The organism is Ningiella algicola (assembly GCF_028401415.2).
Taxonomy (GTDB): Bacteria; Pseudomonadota; Gammaproteobacteria; order Enterobacterales; family Alteromonadaceae; genus Glaciecola.
The window spans coordinates 233,690-252,982 of the sequence record NZ_CP171821.2 but is presented as its reverse complement, the minus strand read 5'-3'; the positions used below and the strand labels follow the sequence as shown (position 1 = coordinate 252,982).

General features: G+C 44.9%; 15 protein-coding genes. 2 read left to right on the top strand and 13 right to left on the bottom strand.

Annotation, left to right across the window (positions count from 1 at the left end; genetic code table 11):
- Window positions 1–68: 68 nt before the first annotated feature.
- From carB to dapB, 3 genes are all read right to left on the bottom strand, one after another.
- Entirely contained in the window at window positions 69–3,299 is a 3,231-nt protein-coding gene (gene carB, locus PN836_RS01145) for a carbamoyl-phosphate synthase large subunit (protein ID WP_395342567.1), read from the bottom strand.
- A 9-nt stretch (window positions 3,300–3,308) separates the two neighbouring features.
- Window positions 3,309–4,496 (bottom strand): glutamine-hydrolyzing carbamoyl-phosphate synthase small subunit, encoded by a 1,188-nt coding sequence (gene carA / locus PN836_RS01140; protein ID WP_395342564.1) that lies wholly within the window; start codon window positions 4,494–4,496, stop codon window positions 3,309–3,311.
- A 411-nt stretch (window positions 4,497–4,907) separates the two neighbouring features.
- Window positions 4,908–5,711, bottom strand: coding sequence for a 4-hydroxy-tetrahydrodipicolinate reductase (gene dapB / locus PN836_RS01135; protein WP_395345403.1), 804 nt, complete (start codon window positions 5,709–5,711; stop codon window positions 4,908–4,910).
- A gap of 134 nt (window positions 5,712–5,845) precedes the next feature.
- On the opposite strand from dapB, the gene PN836_RS01130 reads away from it, so the two are divergent.
- Window positions 5,846–6,589, top strand: a complete 744-nt coding sequence (locus tag PN836_RS01130) for a cytochrome b/b6 domain-containing protein (protein ID WP_395342562.1) — start codon at window positions 5,846–5,848, stop codon at window positions 6,587–6,589.
- Between the two features lie 35 nt (window positions 6,590–6,624).
- Here PN836_RS01130 and ahr read toward each other — a convergent pair whose 3' ends face one another.
- From ahr to ltrA, 4 genes are all read right to left on the bottom strand, one after another.
- Complete coding sequence (ahr, locus tag PN836_RS01125; protein WP_395342561.1) at window positions 6,625–7,644, bottom strand: NADPH-dependent aldehyde reductase Ahr; 1,020 nt, start codon at window positions 7,642–7,644, stop codon at window positions 6,625–6,627.
- Between the two features lie 16 nt (window positions 7,645–7,660).
- Window positions 7,661–8,143: a c-type cytochrome gene (locus tag PN836_RS01120; RefSeq protein ID WP_395342559.1), complete on the bottom strand. Its 483-nt coding sequence runs from the start codon at window positions 8,141–8,143 to the stop codon at window positions 7,661–7,663.
- Between the two features lie 132 nt (window positions 8,144–8,275).
- Window positions 8,276–9,040 carry a MipA/OmpV family protein gene (locus PN836_RS01115; protein ID WP_395342558.1) on the bottom strand — a complete coding sequence of 255 codons (765 nt, stop codon included), beginning with the start codon at window positions 9,038–9,040 and terminating at the stop codon, window positions 8,276–8,278.
- 161 nt (window positions 9,041–9,201) lie between these two features.
- The gene (gene ltrA / locus PN836_RS01110) at window positions 9,202–10,470 is read right to left on the bottom strand and encodes a group II intron reverse transcriptase/maturase (RefSeq protein WP_395342555.1); all 1,269 of its coding nucleotides are present in this window, start codon (window positions 10,468–10,470) and stop codon (window positions 9,202–9,204) included.
- 164 nt (window positions 10,471–10,634) lie between these two features.
- On the opposite strand from ltrA, the gene PN836_RS01105 reads away from it, so the two are divergent.
- Window positions 10,635–11,096: a hypothetical protein gene (locus PN836_RS01105; protein ID WP_395342552.1), complete on the top strand. Its 462-nt coding sequence runs from the start codon at window positions 10,635–10,637 to the stop codon at window positions 11,094–11,096.
- Window positions 11,097–11,125: 29 nt separating this feature from the next.
- On the opposite strand, the gene PN836_RS01100 is transcribed toward PN836_RS01105, so the two are convergent.
- The 6 genes from PN836_RS01100 to PN836_RS01075 form a co-directional block, all read right to left on the bottom strand.
- On the bottom strand, window positions 11,126–12,562 hold the full coding sequence (locus PN836_RS01100; protein WP_395342550.1) for a DUF4397 domain-containing protein: 1,437 nt from the start codon (window positions 12,560–12,562) through the stop codon (window positions 11,126–11,128).
- A gap of 503 nt (window positions 12,563–13,065) precedes the next feature.
- A complete protein-coding gene (locus PN836_RS01095; protein WP_395342547.1) occupies window positions 13,066–14,046 on the bottom strand; it encodes an alpha/beta hydrolase in 981 nt (326 codons plus the stop codon).
- Between the two features lie 139 nt (window positions 14,047–14,185).
- Window positions 14,186–15,064 (bottom strand): helix-turn-helix transcriptional regulator, encoded by an 879-nt coding sequence (locus PN836_RS01090; protein ID WP_395342544.1) that lies wholly within the window; start codon window positions 15,062–15,064, stop codon window positions 14,186–14,188.
- A 130-nt stretch (window positions 15,065–15,194) separates the two neighbouring features.
- The gene (locus PN836_RS01085) at window positions 15,195–16,394 is read right to left on the bottom strand and encodes a DUF1501 domain-containing protein (RefSeq protein ID WP_395342541.1); all 1,200 of its coding nucleotides are present in this window, start codon (window positions 16,392–16,394) and stop codon (window positions 15,195–15,197) included.
- A gap of 4 nt (window positions 16,395–16,398) precedes the next feature.
- Window positions 16,399–17,805: a DUF1800 domain-containing protein gene (locus PN836_RS01080; RefSeq protein WP_395342539.1), complete on the bottom strand. Its 1,407-nt coding sequence runs from the start codon at window positions 17,803–17,805 to the stop codon at window positions 16,399–16,401.
- A gap of 176 nt (window positions 17,806–17,981) precedes the next feature.
- Window positions 17,982–19,250, bottom strand: a complete 1,269-nt coding sequence (locus tag PN836_RS01075; RefSeq protein WP_395342537.1) for a serine hydrolase domain-containing protein — start codon at window positions 19,248–19,250, stop codon at window positions 17,982–17,984.
- Window positions 19,251–19,293 lie beyond the last annotated feature (43 nt).

Genomic DNA, 19,293 nt, shown 5'->3' with positions numbered 1-19,293 from the left:
CGTATTTTTTAGTATAGTGTAAATTGATTATCGGTTCATCAAAAGAGAAAGCAAAATCTCGCAAAGCGTTATTGGATGCTAGATTCTACTTTTCGATGTAGCTCTTGTACTGAAGCCACGTTTTCCTTTGCATCTGCTTCGCTAGCTTTCATTGTAGCAAAAGCTGCATTCATGGTGGTGGTATAGGCAATTTTGTTTAATAATGCCTCGCGCCTGATATACACCGAATCGTTTATTGCAGCCCTGCCCTCTGTGGTATTAACAATATAACAATACTCACCGTTTTTAATCGCATCCACAATGTTAGGGCGGCCTTCACTCACCTTATTGACTACAGTGCATTCAATACCCGCGTCTTTGATCGCCTCAGCAGTGCCACTGGTCGCTTCAATCGTAAAGCCATGCTCAACCATATCCTTGACTAAGTTCGCCAGTCTCAACTTGTCATTGTTTCTGACCGAAATGAGCACTTTACCTGCGCTAGGAATAGGTGCAGATGCGGCTAAATTAGCTTTAGCATATGCTTCTTCGAAATCTAATCCCACGCCCATCACCTCACCAGTTGAACGCATCTCTGGCCCCAGTAAAGGATCAACACCTTGGAATTTAGCGAAGGGAAGTACAACCTCTTTAACTGAAAAGAATGGAGGGATGATTTCTGCTTCTACGCCCTGCTCTTTTAACGTCGTGCCAGCCATTACACGAGCGGCCACTTTAGCTAAGGGCATGCCTGTTGCTTTTGAAACAAAAGGAACGGTGCGAGCGGCGCGAGGATTCACTTCAATCAAATAGACCTCGTTATCCTTAATAGCGAACTGCGTATTCATCAGGCCGCGAACATCAAGCTCTAATGCCATCTGTTTCACTTGCTCACGCATCACATCTTGAATGTCTTTGGATAGCGAATGCGGCGGTAGACTGCACGCTGAGTCACCTGAATGCACACCAGCTTGCTCGATATGCTCCATTATGCCACCAATTAATACCTGCTCCCCGTCACAAATTGCGTCAATATCAACTTCTATGGCGTCATCTAAGAAGCGGTCCAACAGCACCGGGCTATCATTTGAAACTTTTACCGCCTCATTTAAATATCGCTGTAAATCTTTCATGTCGTAAACGATTTCCATTGCTCGTCCACCCAAAACATAAGAGGGGCGCACCACCAACGGAAATCCAATAGTTTCGGCGCTATCAAGGGCTTCTTGCATGTTGCTTACGGTAGCATTTGCGGGTTGTTTTAAGCCAAGTTTGTTCACCATATGCTGGAACCGCTCACGATCTTCCGCGCGGTCAATCGCATCGGGCGATGTACCAATAATGTTGACGCCGTTGGCTTTTAAGTCTCTGGCGAGTTTAAGCGGCGTTTGACCGCCGTATTGCACAATCACGCCTTTGGGTTGTTCTACACGAACAATCTCTAGCACGTCCTCTAGGGTAACTGGCTCGAAATACAAACGGTCAGATGTATCGTAATCAGTCGATACCGTTTCTGGATTACAGTTCACCATAATGGTTTCAAAACCATCGTCTCGCATAGCAAGGGCGGCGTGTACACAACAGTAATCGAATTCTATGCCCTGCCCAATGCGGTTTGGACCGCCACCAAGCACCATGATTTTATCGCGTGTGGAAGGCATTGCCTCACACTCTTCGTCATAACTTGAGTACATATAGGCAGTGGACGTAGAAAACTCTGCAGCGCAAGTATCAACGCGTTTGTAAACTGGCAGAATATTGAACTTGATGCGCATATCGCGAACATCACTTTGCGCCACTTGCGTTAAGGCCGCAATACGTTCATCTGAAAAGCCTTTACGTTTTAGCTTACGCATGAATTCGTTATCAATACCCGTAAGACCCAGGCGTTTCACTTGATGCTCTAAATCGATAAGCTCTTCAATTTGCACCAAATACCATCTATCGATGTTGGTTAAAACAAAGACCTCATCGACTGACATGCCCATTCGAAAAGCATCACCAATGTACCATATACGCTCAGCGCCCGGCTCACGAAGTTGATATACCAGCATGTTCTTGGCGTCTGCGTCTTCTAAATCTAAAATGGGATCTAAGCCTGAAACACCCACCTCAAGTCCACGCAGGGCTTTCTGTAAGGATTCTTGCTGATTACGACCAATTGCCATCACTTCACCCACAGACTTCATTTGAGTCGTTAAGCGGTCGTTAGCGCCTGCAAATTTTTCAAAGTTAAAACGCGGTATCTTGGTAACAACGTAGTCTATAGATGGCTCAAAAGATGCGGGCGTTTTACCGCCTGTGATGTCATTGGCTAATTCATCTAAGGTAAAACCGACGGCCAGCTTGGCAGCAATTTTCGCAATTGGGAAACCCGTTGCTTTTGATGCCAGTGCAGAGGAGCGAGACACCCTTGGGTTCATCTCAATAATGACCATTCGCCCGGTGTCAGGGTCCACGCCAAATTGAACATTGGAGCCGCCAGTTTCCACGCCAATTTCTCGCAATACCGCCATTGCAGCATTACGCATGATTTGAAATTCTTTGTCGGTTAAGGTTTGAGCTGGGGCTACGGTAATGGAATCGCCTGTGTGAACACCCATCGGGTCAAAATTTTCAATGGTACATACAATAATGCAGTTGTCTGCCTTGTCACGCACCACTTCCATTTCATATTCTTTCCAACCAATCAGAGATTCATCGATTAACAATTCTGATGTGGGAGATAAGTCCAAACCACGCGTGCAAATTTCGTTGAATTCGTCAATGTTATAAGCGATGCCGCCGCCACTTCCACCCATTGTGAAACTGGGGCGAATAATGCAAGGGAAGCCAATGCGGGTAAGCACATCATGCGCTTGCTCCATGTTATGCGCAATTTCTGCACGGGGGCATTCAAGGCCAATAGACTTCATTGCTTTATCAAAACGCTCGCGATCTTCTGCTTTATCGATAGCGTCGGCGGTTGCGCCAATAAGTTCTACATTAAATTCTTCTAGTACACCATGTTTATTGAGGTCTAAAGCACAATTTAGCGCTGTTTGTCCGCCCATAGTGGGCAAAATTACATCGGGTTTTTCTTTAGCGATAATATTACGCACCACCTCCCACTGAATGGGTTCAATATACGTTGCATCTGCCATTTCAGGGTCGGTCATGATGGTGGCTGGGTTTGAGTTTACAAGAATGACTCGATAACCCTCTTCACGAAGGGCTTTACAGGCTTGAGCGCCCGAGTAATCAAATTCGCAGGCCTGCCCTATCACAATAGGACCTGCGCCAAGAATCAAAATGCTTTTGATATCATTACGTTTTGGCATTATCCCTTCCTATTGTTGTTGGTGTTGGTGTTGACGTTTTTTGTACTGCAAAATCAAGTCAATGAAATGATCAAACAATGGTGAGGCATCCTGTGGTCCCGGACTGGCCTCTGGGTGACCTTGAAAACTAAAAGCGGGCGCATTTCGCAGCGCGATCCCTTGAAGCGATTTATCGAATAAAGAAACGTGCGTCACGTTTACATTTTCGGGCAAGGTATTCGCGTCAACCGCAAAACCATGATTTTGCGAGGTTATCATGACACCGCCGCTGTTTGTATCCTGAACGGGATGGTTCGCACCATGATGCCCAAAAAGCATTTTTTCAGTGCTTGCTCCGCTTGCGATAGCAAGGATTTGATGTCCAAGGCATATTCCAAATAAGGGGAGTTTTTCCGCCAAAAAACGTTTAGTCGCTTCAATGGCATAGTCGCAAGGCTCCGGGTCACCTGGGCCATTGGATAAAAATATGCCATCAGGTTTCAAGGCAAGAACTTCTTCTGCGCTCGTTTGTGCGGGTACAACCGTCAAGCGGCATCCACGCGCCACAAGCATGCGCAAAATATTTTTCTTCGCGCCAAAATCGTAGGCAACCACATGATGAGGTAAGTCTTTGATATCTTCCTCGTAACCACCTTCCAGTGACCATACACTGTCATTGAATGAATATGCCGAGTCACAAGAGACCACTTTTGCCAAATCCATACCCTTAAGGCCTGGAAAAGCTTTAGCATGTTTAAGTGCCTGTTCAATTGCCGAGCCTACATGCGCATCAACACCGCGCATAGGACTTTCCAATGTCATAATGCAACCATTCTGGGCGCCTTTTTCTCGCAGCACCCGCGTTAAGCGGCGCGTGTCGATATCAGCAATGCCAACAATGTTCTGAGATTTAAGGTAATCACTTAAGGTTTGAGTATTTCTGAAATTACTTGCCACTAAGGGCAGGTCTCTAATGACTAATCCTTTCGCCCAAATCTGATCAGATTCCACATCTTCAGAATTGGTTCCGGTATTGCCAATATGTGGATAAGTAAGGGTAATGATTTGTTCAGCGTAAGATGGGTCGGTCAGTATTTCTTGGTAGCCGGTCATTGAAGTGTTAAAAACAACCTCACCGGCGCTATGGCCTTGTGCGCCAATTGATGTGCCTTTAAATACTGAGCCGTCAGCTAATACAAGCAGGGCAGAAACAGACAAGTCAACCTCCTAAAACATAGAGATAACTAAGAAAAACGCATCAAATTTAGCGTTTTTCTGCATTTGCACCCGATTTAGTGACAAAAAAGCGATTCTCTGTCATTCACTGAGCACGATGTCTCTGCCAAAAACCTTATAAAGGTTTGTCTGTATTAGACTTTACGCTTTTAAAATAGAGCCATACAGAGCAATACCAAAAATTTTTTACCGCTTACTGTTTAAGAAAGCGCGTTAATCTCTGGCAAATTCCGCGCATTATATACAATAACCTTATAAGCGTCTATTGCTTTTTAATCTGGTGATGATTATGGAAAACAGCGCACTTATTACATATTTTACCATTAAGCTTCATAATCATATGTTTACTTGGGGAAGTACTCACTTTCCTTTTACTTTAATGACAGCATAAATTTACGCTAAGCCTAAAACATCTTGCATGCTGTACAGTCCCTTCGGCTTACCAACCAACCAATTTGCAGCCTCAAGCGCACCATTTGCAAAGGTCATTCTACTAGACGCTTTGTGCGTAATTTCAAGGCGTTCGCCCAAGCTTGCAAACAAGGCTGTATGCTCACCAACAATATCGCCTGCTCTTACTGTTGCAAATCCAATAGTTTGCCTATCGCGGGTCTCACTGAAGCCCTCTCTGCCATAAACTGCACACTGAGCTAAGTCTCTATTGAGCGTATCAGCAATACTTTTTCCAATCGCCATAGCAGTGCCAGACGGCGAGTCTTGCTTGAAACGGTGATGAGCTTCAAGAATTTCTATATCCGACTGCTCTCCCATTACTAAAGCGGCCTGTTTTACTAAGTTCAGCATGAGGTTAACCCCTACACTGTAGTTCGCTGCAAACACTATCGGAATGTGTTTGGCAGCTTCATCTAAACGTGAGAGTTGTGATTCAGAAAGGCCCGTTGTGCCAATTACAATAGGTATAGCTTGTTCGCACGCCTTCTCCAGGTTAGCGTCTAATGCTGTCGCTAACGTAAAATCTATCAGCACATCTGTTTGCCCAAACTCGCATTCACTTATAGAAGTAAGTGCTAAATTTTGATTCGCTATACCCGCCAGCTGGCCCACATCAATACCGACAAAAGACGAGCCATCGCGCACGCTTGCTAAGCTCAACTCTAGCGATTGATGTTGATAGATTGCCTCAATTAACACACGTCCCATACGGCCATTTGCGCCCAAAATGCCTATTTTTGTCATCATTTTTCTAAGAAGTCATATTTTATTGAAATTGAATGACCCGCACTGTAGCAAAAATTGAAGCGCTAAATAAGCGCAATGCGCTATCATTTATGTATCAATCAATATAGAGATACAAAGAGTAAGGTTCACACATGACTCAAGAAGCATCACCAGCACTGAAGGCCAACACAACTCAAACGCATGCAAAAGTGTGGGACATCCCTACTCGTTTATTTCATTGGTCATTGCTAGGTGTGTTCGTATTTCAGTTTGTGACAGGCGATATTCTCGATGATGCAATGCAGTTGCATTTTTATGGCGGATATGTCGCTTTAGGACTTATTCTGTTTCGCATAATCTGGGGATTTGTGGGTAGCTATCATGCTAGGTTTTCAAGTTTTATCTACTCACCGTCCACTGCTCTTCAATATTTAATGGGAAGACCAAAGCTACAGCAGTATTTAGGACATAATCCCCTTGGCGCTTACTCAGTGCTAGCGATTCTTGCGGTGATGTTGACGCAGGCCGTAAGCGGTTTGTTTATGACGGATGATATTTTTTTAGATGGCCCGTATCACGGAGCGTTCGATGGCGCCTTAGATGACGCAATGAATTGGCTACATCACAACGCCATAAGCCTTATGTGGGGATTGATTGTGTTGCATTTGTCTGCTATCGCTTTTTATAGTTTCAAAAAGAAACAGCGACTAGTGCCTGCTATGTTGCATGGTAAAAAGCCAGTATCGCATTCACAAACGAGCGATACGCCAGCAGACCTTAATGTTGTTACGCACTGGTGGCGTTTTTTAATAGTTGTGGCTGTCGTCGCAGTATTTGTGTATTGCTTGGTAAACGTATTCGCCCCTGAGCCTGAAATGGGACTTTATGACTATTAGTTAACCCGAACTCTGGATAGTTAAAATGCGCTGCCTTAAAAATCAGCCTGCAAAACAATGCGATATCTCGCATCACCCCTTTTAAGATGTGCTAAAGCATCGTTGATTTGGCTCATATCAAACATTTCTACCATGGGCTTGATGTTATGTTGCGCCGCAAAATCTAACATAGTGACAATAGTTGCCGGGCTTCCTACAGGAGAGCCCGAAACCGACTTTTGACCGCTGAGTAAATTAAACACACCGATATCTAACGGCTCTAAAGAGGCGCCAACAAAGTGTAACCGCCCTTTTGGTTTGAGCGTACTCAAGTATAAATTCCAATCAAGTTTTACATTCACAGTAGAAATGATGAAATCAAAGCTAGACTCTGCTTGTTCTAGTTCACTTTCGTCACGTGAGTTAATGACGTGATGCGCCCCCATTTGCTTCGCTTCATCTGCTTTACTTTCACTCGAAGTAAATGCGGTAACTTCACAGCCCCATGCATTCAAGAACTGCAAACCAAGATGACCTAAACCACCAATGCCAATTACTGCAACCTTGTCAGTGGGTTTAATGTCAAACTCTACAAGCGGATTGAACACCGTTATTCCACCGCAAAATAAAGGGCCTGCTGATTTTAAATCTACACCTTGAGGTAAGCGCACAACCGACTTTTCACTTGCTTGAACATATTCAGCAAATCCACCATGACGCCCCGCTATTGTTGGTTGCGCTTTACTGCACAAGTTATGATCGCCCGAGTTGCAGCTATAGCAAGCTTGACAATAGTCAGCGTGCCAACCCAATCCAACCACTTCACCTAAGCGGGAATCGGCTACCTGCTTACCCACTTCGACAATCTCACCCGCCACTTCATGGCCTGCTACTAATGGGTACTGGGAAATCCCCCATTCGTTATAAATCATCGACAAATCAGAGTGGCAAATACCACAAAAGGCAACTTTAATACGAACCTCATTTTCACCAAGAGGAGGTAAGTCATATTCGCCGAGGCTTAAGGTTCCGCCAGCTTCATTTGCCGCATACGCTTTTGTGGTAATAGATGTCATAGTTTTACTCCAGCAATTAGTCTTTTTTATAGTCGTCATGACATGCTTTGCATGTCGCTCCTAATGCTCCTATTGCTTTTCTATAATCGTCAGTCGCGCCAGCTTGAGCAACTGATTGCACATTCGCGGCAGCTTCTACCATATTCTGCGCCTTCTGATTAAAGTCGGCTTGGTTAGACCAGATATTGTCCAGCGCACCGGTTTCAACATCAAATGCTGTTGTATTAGGCGTAAAATAATCTTCCATCATTAAACCTAACTGTTCCATGCGCTGTCCATTTTTTATCATGACTTGAGCATCGTATGGAATGTTACCCTTGGCCATTGCGCCCAAGGGGCCCATATTACTGCGCACGAGTTGTAGCAAGGCCTGACGAAACTGTACTGCTGCTTTTGCCTGCTTTTCTGTTTTTACTTCAGTAGCCGTAGAGAGCGTACTGAATGTCACTGTTGACAATGCGATTGATGCTAATGCAAATGATGAGAGTAGTTTTTTCATAGGTGTTCCCGAATAGTTGGTGTGATGTCAATAAACGAAGTGTTTTACTTTGCCTTACTACTAAACGTATTAGAAAGTCGCTAATTTGCAAACTTCATGTATAGAATATGCATTAACCGTCTGTTTAGATTATTAAAATTGGTAGGTCACACCAATAAAACCATCAAAGGTTGCACTGTCAGCCACAATCGGGCTATCTTTTACCTCGTTGGCAAGTGATATTAAGCGGGTTTGAGCCGTGAGTTGCCATTTGTCATTGAATCGATAAAAGCCGCCTAATGTGATACCGCCCTGCCATACGTCATCGACTCGATACTGACTGAAGCTAGACGCCGCCTCTTCAACAGCACTTACCCCAAAATAATAATCGGCATAGTTGTCACTTAAGTATTCAACTTGAATTCCACCTGTTAGCACCCAAGCGCCTTGTTTATCTCTTAACAGAGGACGTTGGAAATTCAGTGCACCACGTTGGCCATTGTGTTTGCCGGTAATGTCTGTTTGAAAGACAGCCGAAAATTCACCTATTTTGCTTGGGTGGACGTATCTCAGACCAGCTAGAAACGAAATATCACGCTCCTCAATGCCAACTAACTCAGCGGATTGGTCGGCCTCAAGTTCATTTGGCGCCAATTCCACGCTAATTTGCAAGCTTGGCTCGCCTCGCTTCACTCCTGTTAATTTGTATCTTAAAGATGGGCCTCGCCATATTAAACGTTCGCCCTCATAGGCGACAATGGGGATGACTATTGATTCTGTGCTTAAGCCTTCATATGGCGTTGCGCTGCCGATGGCCGCAACACCTGCAGACCATTGCGCTGAAGCAGGAGCTACCGCAAGCGTTAATCCCACTGTAAACATACAAGCTAATTTTAGATCGTGTTTTACTGACATCATTAGGCCTTTATTGATACCGTTAGTGCTTATTACAGGTAAAAAATCAAAAAAGATGTTTCATTACAGAGCTTTAACCAAAAGAAATTGCAATTGAGTAGGAGGAGAGTTTACACTCTCCGTCCTCTCACACCACCGGACGTACGGTTCCGTATCACGGCGGTTCATGTTAAATACTTGAGACGATGATAATAGTCCATTAATGATATTAAACCTAGGCTGTCGAAGAACTTTTTAGGTAGTGCTTGATTCATGTGAGAAGCCCCTGAGTTGAACCAAGGTCCTCTGCCATTCGTCGCGCTTGTCGCCGCCCTCGCTTCATCAATACCCAATCCGATTAGTCTCTTAATGCGTGTGTGAACACGTTTCCATTGACGCCATAAAATCTTGCGTAGATGTCGGCGAAGCCAGCCATCCAAGTCAAGAAGTACCTTTTTGACGTCTATATGTCGGAAGTAAGTTATCCAGCCTCGCAGTTTCAGGTTCAGTTTTTCCACCGTACGGTGAATTGACCATCCTCTTGCACTGCGCAGTGTATGTTTTACGTCCTTTTTAAAACGCATTTGCACCGCAGGCGCTATTCGCAATCGAACATTTTGCTTGCGATGACAGACACTATACCCCAAGAACTTTCGTTGCCACGGTCGACCCACATCACTTTTCTCTTTGTTCACCTTTAATTTTAAGGTGCTCTCTAAGAAACTCGTCACGCTTTTCAATACACGATGTCCTGCACGCTCGCTTTTGACGTAGATATTACAGTCATCAGCATAGCGACAGAACTTATGCCCTCGGCGCTCAAGCTCTCTATCTAAGTCGGTCAATATGATGTTCGACAGTAACGGCGATAATGGTCCACCTTGAGGTGTCCCCATCACCCGTTGACTGGTTTTGTCATTCTGTGACACACCTGCCCTCAGATAAGCACGAATGAGTTTAAGCACCGCTTTATCCTTGACATGGCGCGCTATTCTCGACATCAATATGTCGTGATTAACATTGTCGAAGAACTTCTCCAAGTCGATATCGACCACCCATCTATAACCTTCCTCGATATAGGCTCGCGCTTGTTGAACAGCTTGCCCTGCATCGCGATGCGGCCTAAATCCATAACTATTCTCTGAGAACTGCTCCTCAAATATAGGACTTAATACCTGATGTATCGCTTGCTGAATCAATCTGTCCAACACCGTTGGGATGCCTAATTCGCGTTGCCCACCGCCTGCTTTAGGAATACTCACCTTAAGCACCGCTTGTGGACAATAACGCCCTGCCAATAAATCGGCTTTGTGGTCTTGCCAGCGTGTTTGCAGATACGCTTTAAGCGCATCTACACTCATACCGTCAACTCCTGCCGCCCCTTTATTGCGCATAACTCGCTGATAAGCACCTTGCATATTAGGTCTTGATAGTATCTTTTCGAGTAAGGTCATCGTCTCCTCATGAGAGTAAATCCTTGTGCGCCGCGTGGCTTGAAGCCTTATTCACCTACTCTTGCAGATACTGTCTGCACCCCTTGGCGATAATCAGCTATATCTCAGTAGCTGTTTCTGCTCCTTCTACCCTCATCGAGCACTTGGCTCTCAAACCATTTAACATGTTCAGCCCTTCAGTTGACGGCAATCAACCTACTATGGCCTCGGCTGACTTCTGTTTACCCATCTCAATACCTCTCGATATTAATAGCCAGTGGCAGATAAACAGACCTCCCAAGGTAATGCGCGTGACCTTCACACTTATGCCCGCCGTATCTACGTCCGCAGTTTCTGGACAAGTATTGGGCTTTGAAGATAATGGCCTTCTCACCCACTGCGACCGCCTCATATACGATTCCTGTTCGTCAGGCCAGTGCTTTGCTTTCGGCTTTCTTCAGATTTCACCTCACGATGAACACCCTTGCCGTTCAGCTAATTATTCCCCTTGTCGGGCTAATAGTGGACTTTCACCACCAAGTCATCTGATCGCCACCATGCGTATCAGAACAGCACCATTAAGGCGCTACGCGCCATACTTGGCGCACCATAAAAAAGCCCAAGGGATGCTTGGGCTTTTGGACTAAATGTCCATCAACACAGAAGCGATTGTTAGCTACTCGACAAAATCGTCTGCCAATATCAGCTGTGGAGCATCACCAATCATATCGCCGTCAACCGCGAACGCCGTATATATTTTGGCAGCCTCCAATGTCAAAACGCCTGTTTCAATCGCTTCCGTTTTCGTGCCTGTAGGTGTCACTGTTAGCACGTAATCACCAGCGGCAAGCTGAACGTATCCTGTTTCTGCAAGCGCATCCATACTGTAGGCGACGCCTGCGAATGCAGGATCAACGCCGTCTATTTCACCATCAGACGTTACGTAGATATCAACAGGGCCTGTCGCCTGAGATGCATGAAAAACCCTTACCTGAGCAGCGGTTGCCAGAGGTCTACCGTCGTCAACAACAAGGTCCAGGTCTGCATTTGCTAGCGAGTTATTTGCTAACGCGGTGTAGCGAACATTTGCCATGAGGCTTACGGCGGCATCATCAATAGCCACAATGCCATTGTCTGCATCAGCTTTCACATCAAGCAAATAATCGCCAGCGGGTACTGAGATGTAGTCGGTTACTCCCTTAAAGGGGGCTGCGTCAAACAAAAGTAAGTCATTATCACCTTCTATATCAGCAAACACATCCACTGCGGGAGCATCCGCAATACCATGTATTGCCCGCACTTGTGCTTGAGAATTTACGTCAACAATAACTCCCGAACCAAGACCATCCGCAACTGTCAAATTAATTGGCGCTTCACCACCCAATACGTTTTCAGTTGCCGTGATAAACAAATCGACACCCGCAGCTATTTCAATCGTCCCAGAATCAAACACAACTGTCGTTGTTCCAGCCGCGGCAACTCTTATACGATAGCTTCCTGCAGGTACTTCAACCTGCCCTGTAAATTCCCCAAACGCTAAGGTTGCAAGCGGCTGAGATACAGCTATATCAGCGTCGGGCGCTGTTACATATATATCAACGGTTGGTGCGTTAGGTGCCCCATGAACCACCTGCGCTCGAATATTTCCATCTCCTACCGCTGTCTCGGGGTTCGCTACCACTAAGCCTGCAATGTTAGCGACCTCACCTATTGCCAACACATTGTACTGCACGTCATTCTCTAAGGTTGCGGGCAGCGTTATCACAGACGCAGAAGCACCGCCAGGTAATTGGGCTTCCACGGTAAACTCGAAAGAGCCAGTTCGGATGAATGCCAAGCCAGTTGCCGTTTGATAGTCCAAATCTGCCAGACCGCCCACACTGTTGCCATTCGCGAGCACGTCAACGGCTGGTGCATCGGGTGAGGCATGGATAATTCTGATTTGTGCGTTGATGTTAGGCGGTTCGGGTGGAGTAAAGGGTTCCGGGTCGTCCGAGTCGCTTCCGATGCAAGCACTTAAAGCAATTATACTAAATGCTGCGAGGAGTAAATTACGCGTACAACTTAACAGCGCAGAGCGACGCAAATACTGTTTATTAGAAAAAGTCATCATATGTGTCCGATTGTTAGCAGTGAAGTTTATGGGTGTGCCTTCAACAATCCACGTAAAACAAGAATTGAAAAACCCGCTCGGCGACTACCCAGAGTGTAAAACTATCCAATTAGCGCATGTTGTTTTTAATGCGATGTTTCGGTTTAAAACTCTGTAAGTACAGGTTTGGATTAGAAGTACTCAAAAATCAATGAAAAACAATTATTTTTAGACCGGAAAATAACAAAAAATAATTATTAAAATCAGTCGATTAATATTAATTGCATGCAGCATTCAATAAGGTTAAAAATAGTTAATAATCGCTCTTTACAACGATTATTTTTATTATGTCGTTCGCAGATAACTAAACGATACAAAACCGATTTTAATGATTTGACATGTCTTCAAAATTTCCTGTCCATTATTGAAACTGGTGCCTATTAGGATTCAATGATAACGAAAACGCCGTTTGGATTTTTATCGTTTAACGGCGTGTTCGTTTGTCTTTTAGCTGTCAATCGCTATTAATTTGCTTCTATCCTATCGACCCAATTCGCTATGGTTAAAGTCGTCCTGTCTAGTATTTCAGGCTGATCATAATAAGCTAAGTGAGGCGTCTCTCCCTCCCACAGCAAGGTCTTTTGTTTGGAGGGCATTGCGTTGAAATGTCGACGCGCAGCATCTGGCAGAAAACTGTTATCGCTGTGTATCATAAGATACGGCTTATTGATTTCGGCAGCTGCGCTGATTGATTCAAAACTTAGTAAGGCCGCATCGCTCATCACCGCGTAGCGGTTTTCCCACAAGCCTTTTTCTTCCCATACGTGATACCAATCCCATACGAATTTTCCAGGCATGCCCACATTCATGTCCGTTTCATCAACACCTGCGACATATTCAACCTCGCCAGTGCGCTCATACAGATCCAAAGCGGCTTGACCTTTAGCAAGACGAGTTTCGAAGCCTTCTTTTGTTAACCATGCAATATCACCTTCCCTATCTCGATAGTGACCCGCCAAAGTAATACCTCCTTTTATATTGTCATCTTGTGCAACAGCATTAACAACGGCAGAACTGCCCTGACAGATGCCTAAGGCATAAATACTGTCTGCATTAAAACCTGCTAAGCCTTTGATGAAGGATACTGCATTTTTTAAGTCTTCTACTTTGTGAAAGGTGTTCTCAAGCGCGCGAGGCTCTCCACCACTTTCGCCTCGATAACGTGTATCAAACGCAAGTGCTGCAAAGCCTTGCTCAGCCAGTCGAGTGGCGTATTCAGTTGGTGCCTGTTCTTTTTGGAAGGTCATTGGACCTAGAATCACGAAAGTAGGCGTATTTTCATTATGACTTTTAGGCATGTACAAATGTCCTACGAGCGTTTCGCCACCGCTTTCAAAAGTAACATGATGTTTGGTAGCCGCATGAGTTCCTTTCAATGGAACAAGGGAGGCAGCGGTCGCAATTAAACCAATAGAAAGCGTTGTTTTTTTAATTGATGCGGTCATTAAGTTCATCATTTTCTCCAATTTCATCATTAATTTAAAAAGGCTTTGCTTGTTTTGATGATGAAATATTATGAAAATAACAAAGGAGATGATTGCACGACTTTGCGAACTTTTTGAATAATCTTGCTTTATTGCAAAGCTAAATTGATTTGACGTATTGCTTGGGCGTTACTCCCTCAGACTGCTTAAACACGCGTGAGAAATGTGCCTGATCCGCAAATCCGCACGACAATGCCACATCAAATAAAACAGGATTTGGCTGCTTGAGTTTTTCTTTCGCTCGCTCTATCCGATAGCGCATTAGAAATTGATGCGGTGATTTACCGATAGTTTGCTTGAACAATCGTGCGAAATGATAAGTCGACAAGAAGGTTTGAGAAGCTAAGTCTTCTATTAAGATGTTAGAGCCATAGTTGTCAGCAATAAAGTCAATGACTGTTTTATAGTGCTCAGATGTAAAACTTCGGGTAAACGCATAGTCTTCATCTCGCTCTAGGCCGTAGGATTGGATCAGCTTAGTCAAAAATACCCTAGCGAAGCTTTCAAACAGTACCTGAGAGCCTATTTTGCTGCTTAAAGCGTCTTTTAACATAATGGCGGCTTGCGTTATATCGTGATCAACAAACTGTGGAATATTCTGAAGTTGTTCTTCTGTGAGTTCAATATTCAAAGAATCCTTGGCGAATTGCTCTAGTGGGAAAGGCTCAAGCGTAATCACGATAACCTTAGACGGCGCATGCCATTTCCATCCCGAAGCAATCCCAGCAGGTGTTACTACGATTTCGTCTTTATGGAAAATGAATTCACGATGCTCATTATCACGCCAGTTTTCAACTTTATGCGGTTCAGGCTTTAAGTTAATCAATATATGATGTTGTGCAAACACTTGTTGGGACATTTCACCCGGCTGTGCCTCAAAGTACTCTAACTGCAAGAGACTAAGTGCCGATAGCTTGTCAGTTGCCCCCCCTTCGAGTAAAGGCGGCTCTGGATAAATATCTTGATATCGATTAGGCATTAAGCGACCACCATAAACACGCAAAAAAATGTATACGAATAAAGCGCATATGCGATTTAACCAACACTTGCTTTCAAGCACACCATTAGAAACTGTATATATGCTGATCCTTTTACTCGCATGAATAAAATCAGGCGTATAAGTCTGGGAATACTCCCCTAATTTGAGCAGCTGATAAGCCCCAGTGGGAAGAAAGTCCGCCAGCAATCCAATGCCTAACATCGCTTGTTGGCATTAAATCGCGGCCTTGATAAAGCTGATCAGGCGCTAGCCCTGGCCATTTTCCCAGAACTTTCCCTCCTTTCAATAGTCCTTTTGAACCAGATAGCGCCCCGCCTAAAACAAACATGTTTGACGCCGTTCCGTGATCCGTTCCCAATGTGCCATTTGCCGCAACCGTGCGTCCAAACTCAGTGCTTACAATAATCAAGGTATCCTTCCATTTTTCACCAAGGCTGCTTTGCAAATTCGCAAGGCCATCATCGAGCTGTTGGAATAAGCGAGATAGTCTGCCAGATTGATTGTTATGAGTATCCCAACCGTTCAGTTCCAACATGGCGCAACTGGCATTGTCATTAGATAGCAACTCCCCACAACGTTGAGTGAGATAGGTAAAGTTGGGGCGTCTGGTTTCTTTCATTTGCATGCTGGGAGCCGATTTCTGCGTAATCACCTTAGTTAAGGTGCTGCCCAAAGACGCATCGCTTTGGTATAAATCACTCAGTTGGCTTAACAAGTCGTCACTTGCTTCTGGAAAAGCTGAAGGATACCAAGTCTCCACTTGCGAATTTGAACCGCGCATGGCAATTGGCACGCTGCGCGCAAGGGCAACCCCACTGCTTTGATGCTGCCTAAGCGCTCTCGCTAGCCAACCGTTATCATGATCAGTTGCATTTAGGCCAGATTCCATTTGGTCTTGCGCTTCAAAATGTGAACGCGCGCGATAGCCGCTTGCAACCGCGATGATTGCTGACATTTGTTTTCGCTTATACAAGTCATGCATGTGGTGCAAATCAGGATGCAAAGAAAAACGCTTATTCAAGGGCAAGGCGCTTGTATTGACACTTTCCAACAAATGCGGCCTAAGCGAGTGTAAATGAGGATCGTTTCGCGGGATCACCGCATGGAGACTATCCATTGCACCTCTTAAAAACACCCAAACAAGCTTTTTACTGCTAGGCGAACCTTTCGTGGTAGTCTTCGATAATACACTCGCGCTTACCGGCTGAGTGCTCAACCACACGCAAGCGCTCGCACCGCCGAGAAGATAAGCACTTTTGTGAAGAAAGCTGCGACGAGACATACCATAGGGTTTTGCTTCTTTAGTCATTGTCTTATCTCCGTTGAAACTCGGGACTGAGCAAAAATATTGAGATAGCCATTTGCTTGCTCTCCGCGCGTTTAATGGCATTTAGTGTGTTGTTTTGTAAAAAAGGACCTAGACTTTTTTGAGCAATTGCGACTGGCTCGGTGCTTTTGCGTTTGGCCATTAAAGCTGCAAAGTGGCTCGCCCACTCAATGCGAGCATTCAAAGCGCTAGCGCTCAACCAAGCACTTTGCGTATCTGCATAACCAGCGGGGGAACCTGAATTAAAAAAGCCCTGCCCCATAATTTCAAGCGATTCAAAAAGACTCGGGCTAATGCGTTTAGTATTGAACGCTCGCATGCTGGAAATAATGAACTCTCTAGGCGTCTTAAATTTTTGTGGCGTGTTACTCCAGCTTTTTTTATGCAAAATCATTTGCGACACCACACTTGGGATATGCCCGTTTGTATCTAACCATGCTTGCACCATTGCATCAACAATATCACTGGGTGCATCATCAGCAATAAAATGCCTGACCAATTTGGCACTTACATGACGAGCAGTCGATTCATGGTTAGCCAGATGCTTGAGTATGGTTCGCCCAGTTGCTTCACCGCGTTTATTATTGTACACCGCTCCCATAATGGCCCGAGAACCCGGCTCATGCGCATTTGATCGAAATAAAAACTCAGGCTCTTCTGAGTATCTTAGCGCCCCAATACTCCACCCTGTAATCGCTTTGGCCAATTCGGTCACATCATCTTGTGAGTATCCAGCATCTACACCCACTGTGTGCAGCTCCAGAATCTCACGAGCTAAATTCTCATTGAGACCATTGCGCGCCTTTTTACCTTTTCGCCGCACGCCCAGTTTGCTGTTAGGCCCAATTGAGAATTCATTGTTCAGGTAAATCAGCATTGCTGGATGTTGAATGGTCGCTAAGAGCATGTCAGAAAAAGTACGATGCAAATTAGGCGCAATGGCTTCAATTTCTAGTGTTGGCGAAAGTACGCGCATCGGAAAGTTAACTCGCGATACGCTAAAGTGGTTAGAAAAAAAGTCCAGTAAGCGAGATTGAATCACCTGCTTATGATTGATGTTATGCAAGGCGGTTACTTCCGCCATACGTCTGGCTTGCTTTACGTAAGCACGCCGACTTTGAACAAAGTCTGTTTGGTTATCCGCATCACTTCCCCTTTTTTTGCGCTCATTTTTTAGCTCGTAATGCGCGCGCAGCGCCTTCGCGCTGTCCCATTTAATAGTGGGTAATTTATATGCGCCCAACTGCTTGGTAAGCCAAGTTTGCGCATCTGAGCGGCTGCTTGATGCTTGCAGGAAGTCTTGCGCTCGTTTATCAGCGCCATACCCAAACCTGTTGGTCGCGATGAATGCAAATTCATTGGGCATTCCACTAGACATCATTTCACTCGACATATAAAAGCCTCGCTCGCTAAATACCTTGCAAGATATTTAGCTCGCAAGACAATTTTGAATCTAAACATTATAAAGGCTAGCATAAAAGCACAATAAGCTTTACGTAGCCTTTACATTAACTATGCGAGTACTTCCAATTATAGCAGTCAATCAACGGCTGCCATAACACAGGTAAATTAATCCACCAGCGCCTGATAAACCAAATTTCTGTAATCATCCATATAGCCATGATAACCATAGGGCATAAACTGCGTCATCGAAATCAAAATAAGATTTTCTTTTGGGTCAATTCTAAAATAAGTCGAAGCGGCGCCACCCCACCCGTAGTCTCCAGTAGACCCCATAAATAATAGATCGTTCTGATCAATTGTCACTGACACTGCGAGTCCATAGCCTTCGCCAGGAGAGTTATCTGCAAAGGGCAATAGCCTATCTGGCATGTGATTAGTACGGAAATACTCGACGGTCTTTCTACCGAGCACGCGCTTTCCTTTGTATTGGCCGCCGTTTAACAGCATTTGCGTGAACTTATAAAAATCCCCTATGGTAGAGGTCAAACCGCCTCCGCCATTGTGAACTGCGGGGTCGTTTAAGAAATCGCCCAGTGGCTCGTTGGCCATTTCAACTGTGATCCCCGATTCATCAGCCGTGTAAAGCTTTGCAAATCGCGCTGCACTTTCTGCTTTTACGTAAAAACCAGTATCGCTCATCTCAAGCGGGTCAAAAATGACTTCCTGCATGTATTCACCCAACTTTTTATCTGTCAGCGCTTCAACTAAAAAACCAATAATGTCGGTGTTAACGCCATAGTGCCATTTTGTGCCCGGTTGGTGGTTGAGAGGAAGCTTTGCGATTTCTTTTAAAACAGTGCTGCGCTCCGCGTCACTGCCCAGAAGTCCTGCTTGAGACGCACGATACAGCTTGTCAACTTCGCTATCTGTAAAACCATAAGAAAACCCGGCGGTATGCATGAATAAATCGATAATTCTAATGGGTCTGTTGGCATCCTCTAACACCATGTCATCGCCCGAGCCACTCACATATACCTTTAAGCCTGAAAGCTCTGGCAAGTACTTTTCAATCGGATCATTCATATGAAACTTACCCTGCTCCCATAATGTGAGAGCGGCCACGGCAGTCACCGGTTTAGTCATAGAGTAAATTCTAAATATGCTGTCGGTGGTCATGGCCAATTTGCTATCAATGTCGCGCAAACCAATAGCCGATTGATGCACTATTTCATTATTTCGCGCGACTAAAGTAACTGTGCCAGCGAGCTTTTTTTGGTCCACGTATGCTTGCATAACGCTATTAATTCGGCTCAAACGTTCTTTTGAAAAGCCTTGTTTCACTGCACTTGACTCGGGATGTGAGACACTATTGGGCGGCGCAGCGCTGCAGGCGGTGGCGACAAAAACTAATACTGCTAGAAGATGGATTCTCAAAATTATTCCTATTTGATGGAGATATTTAAAGTATAGCCATAAA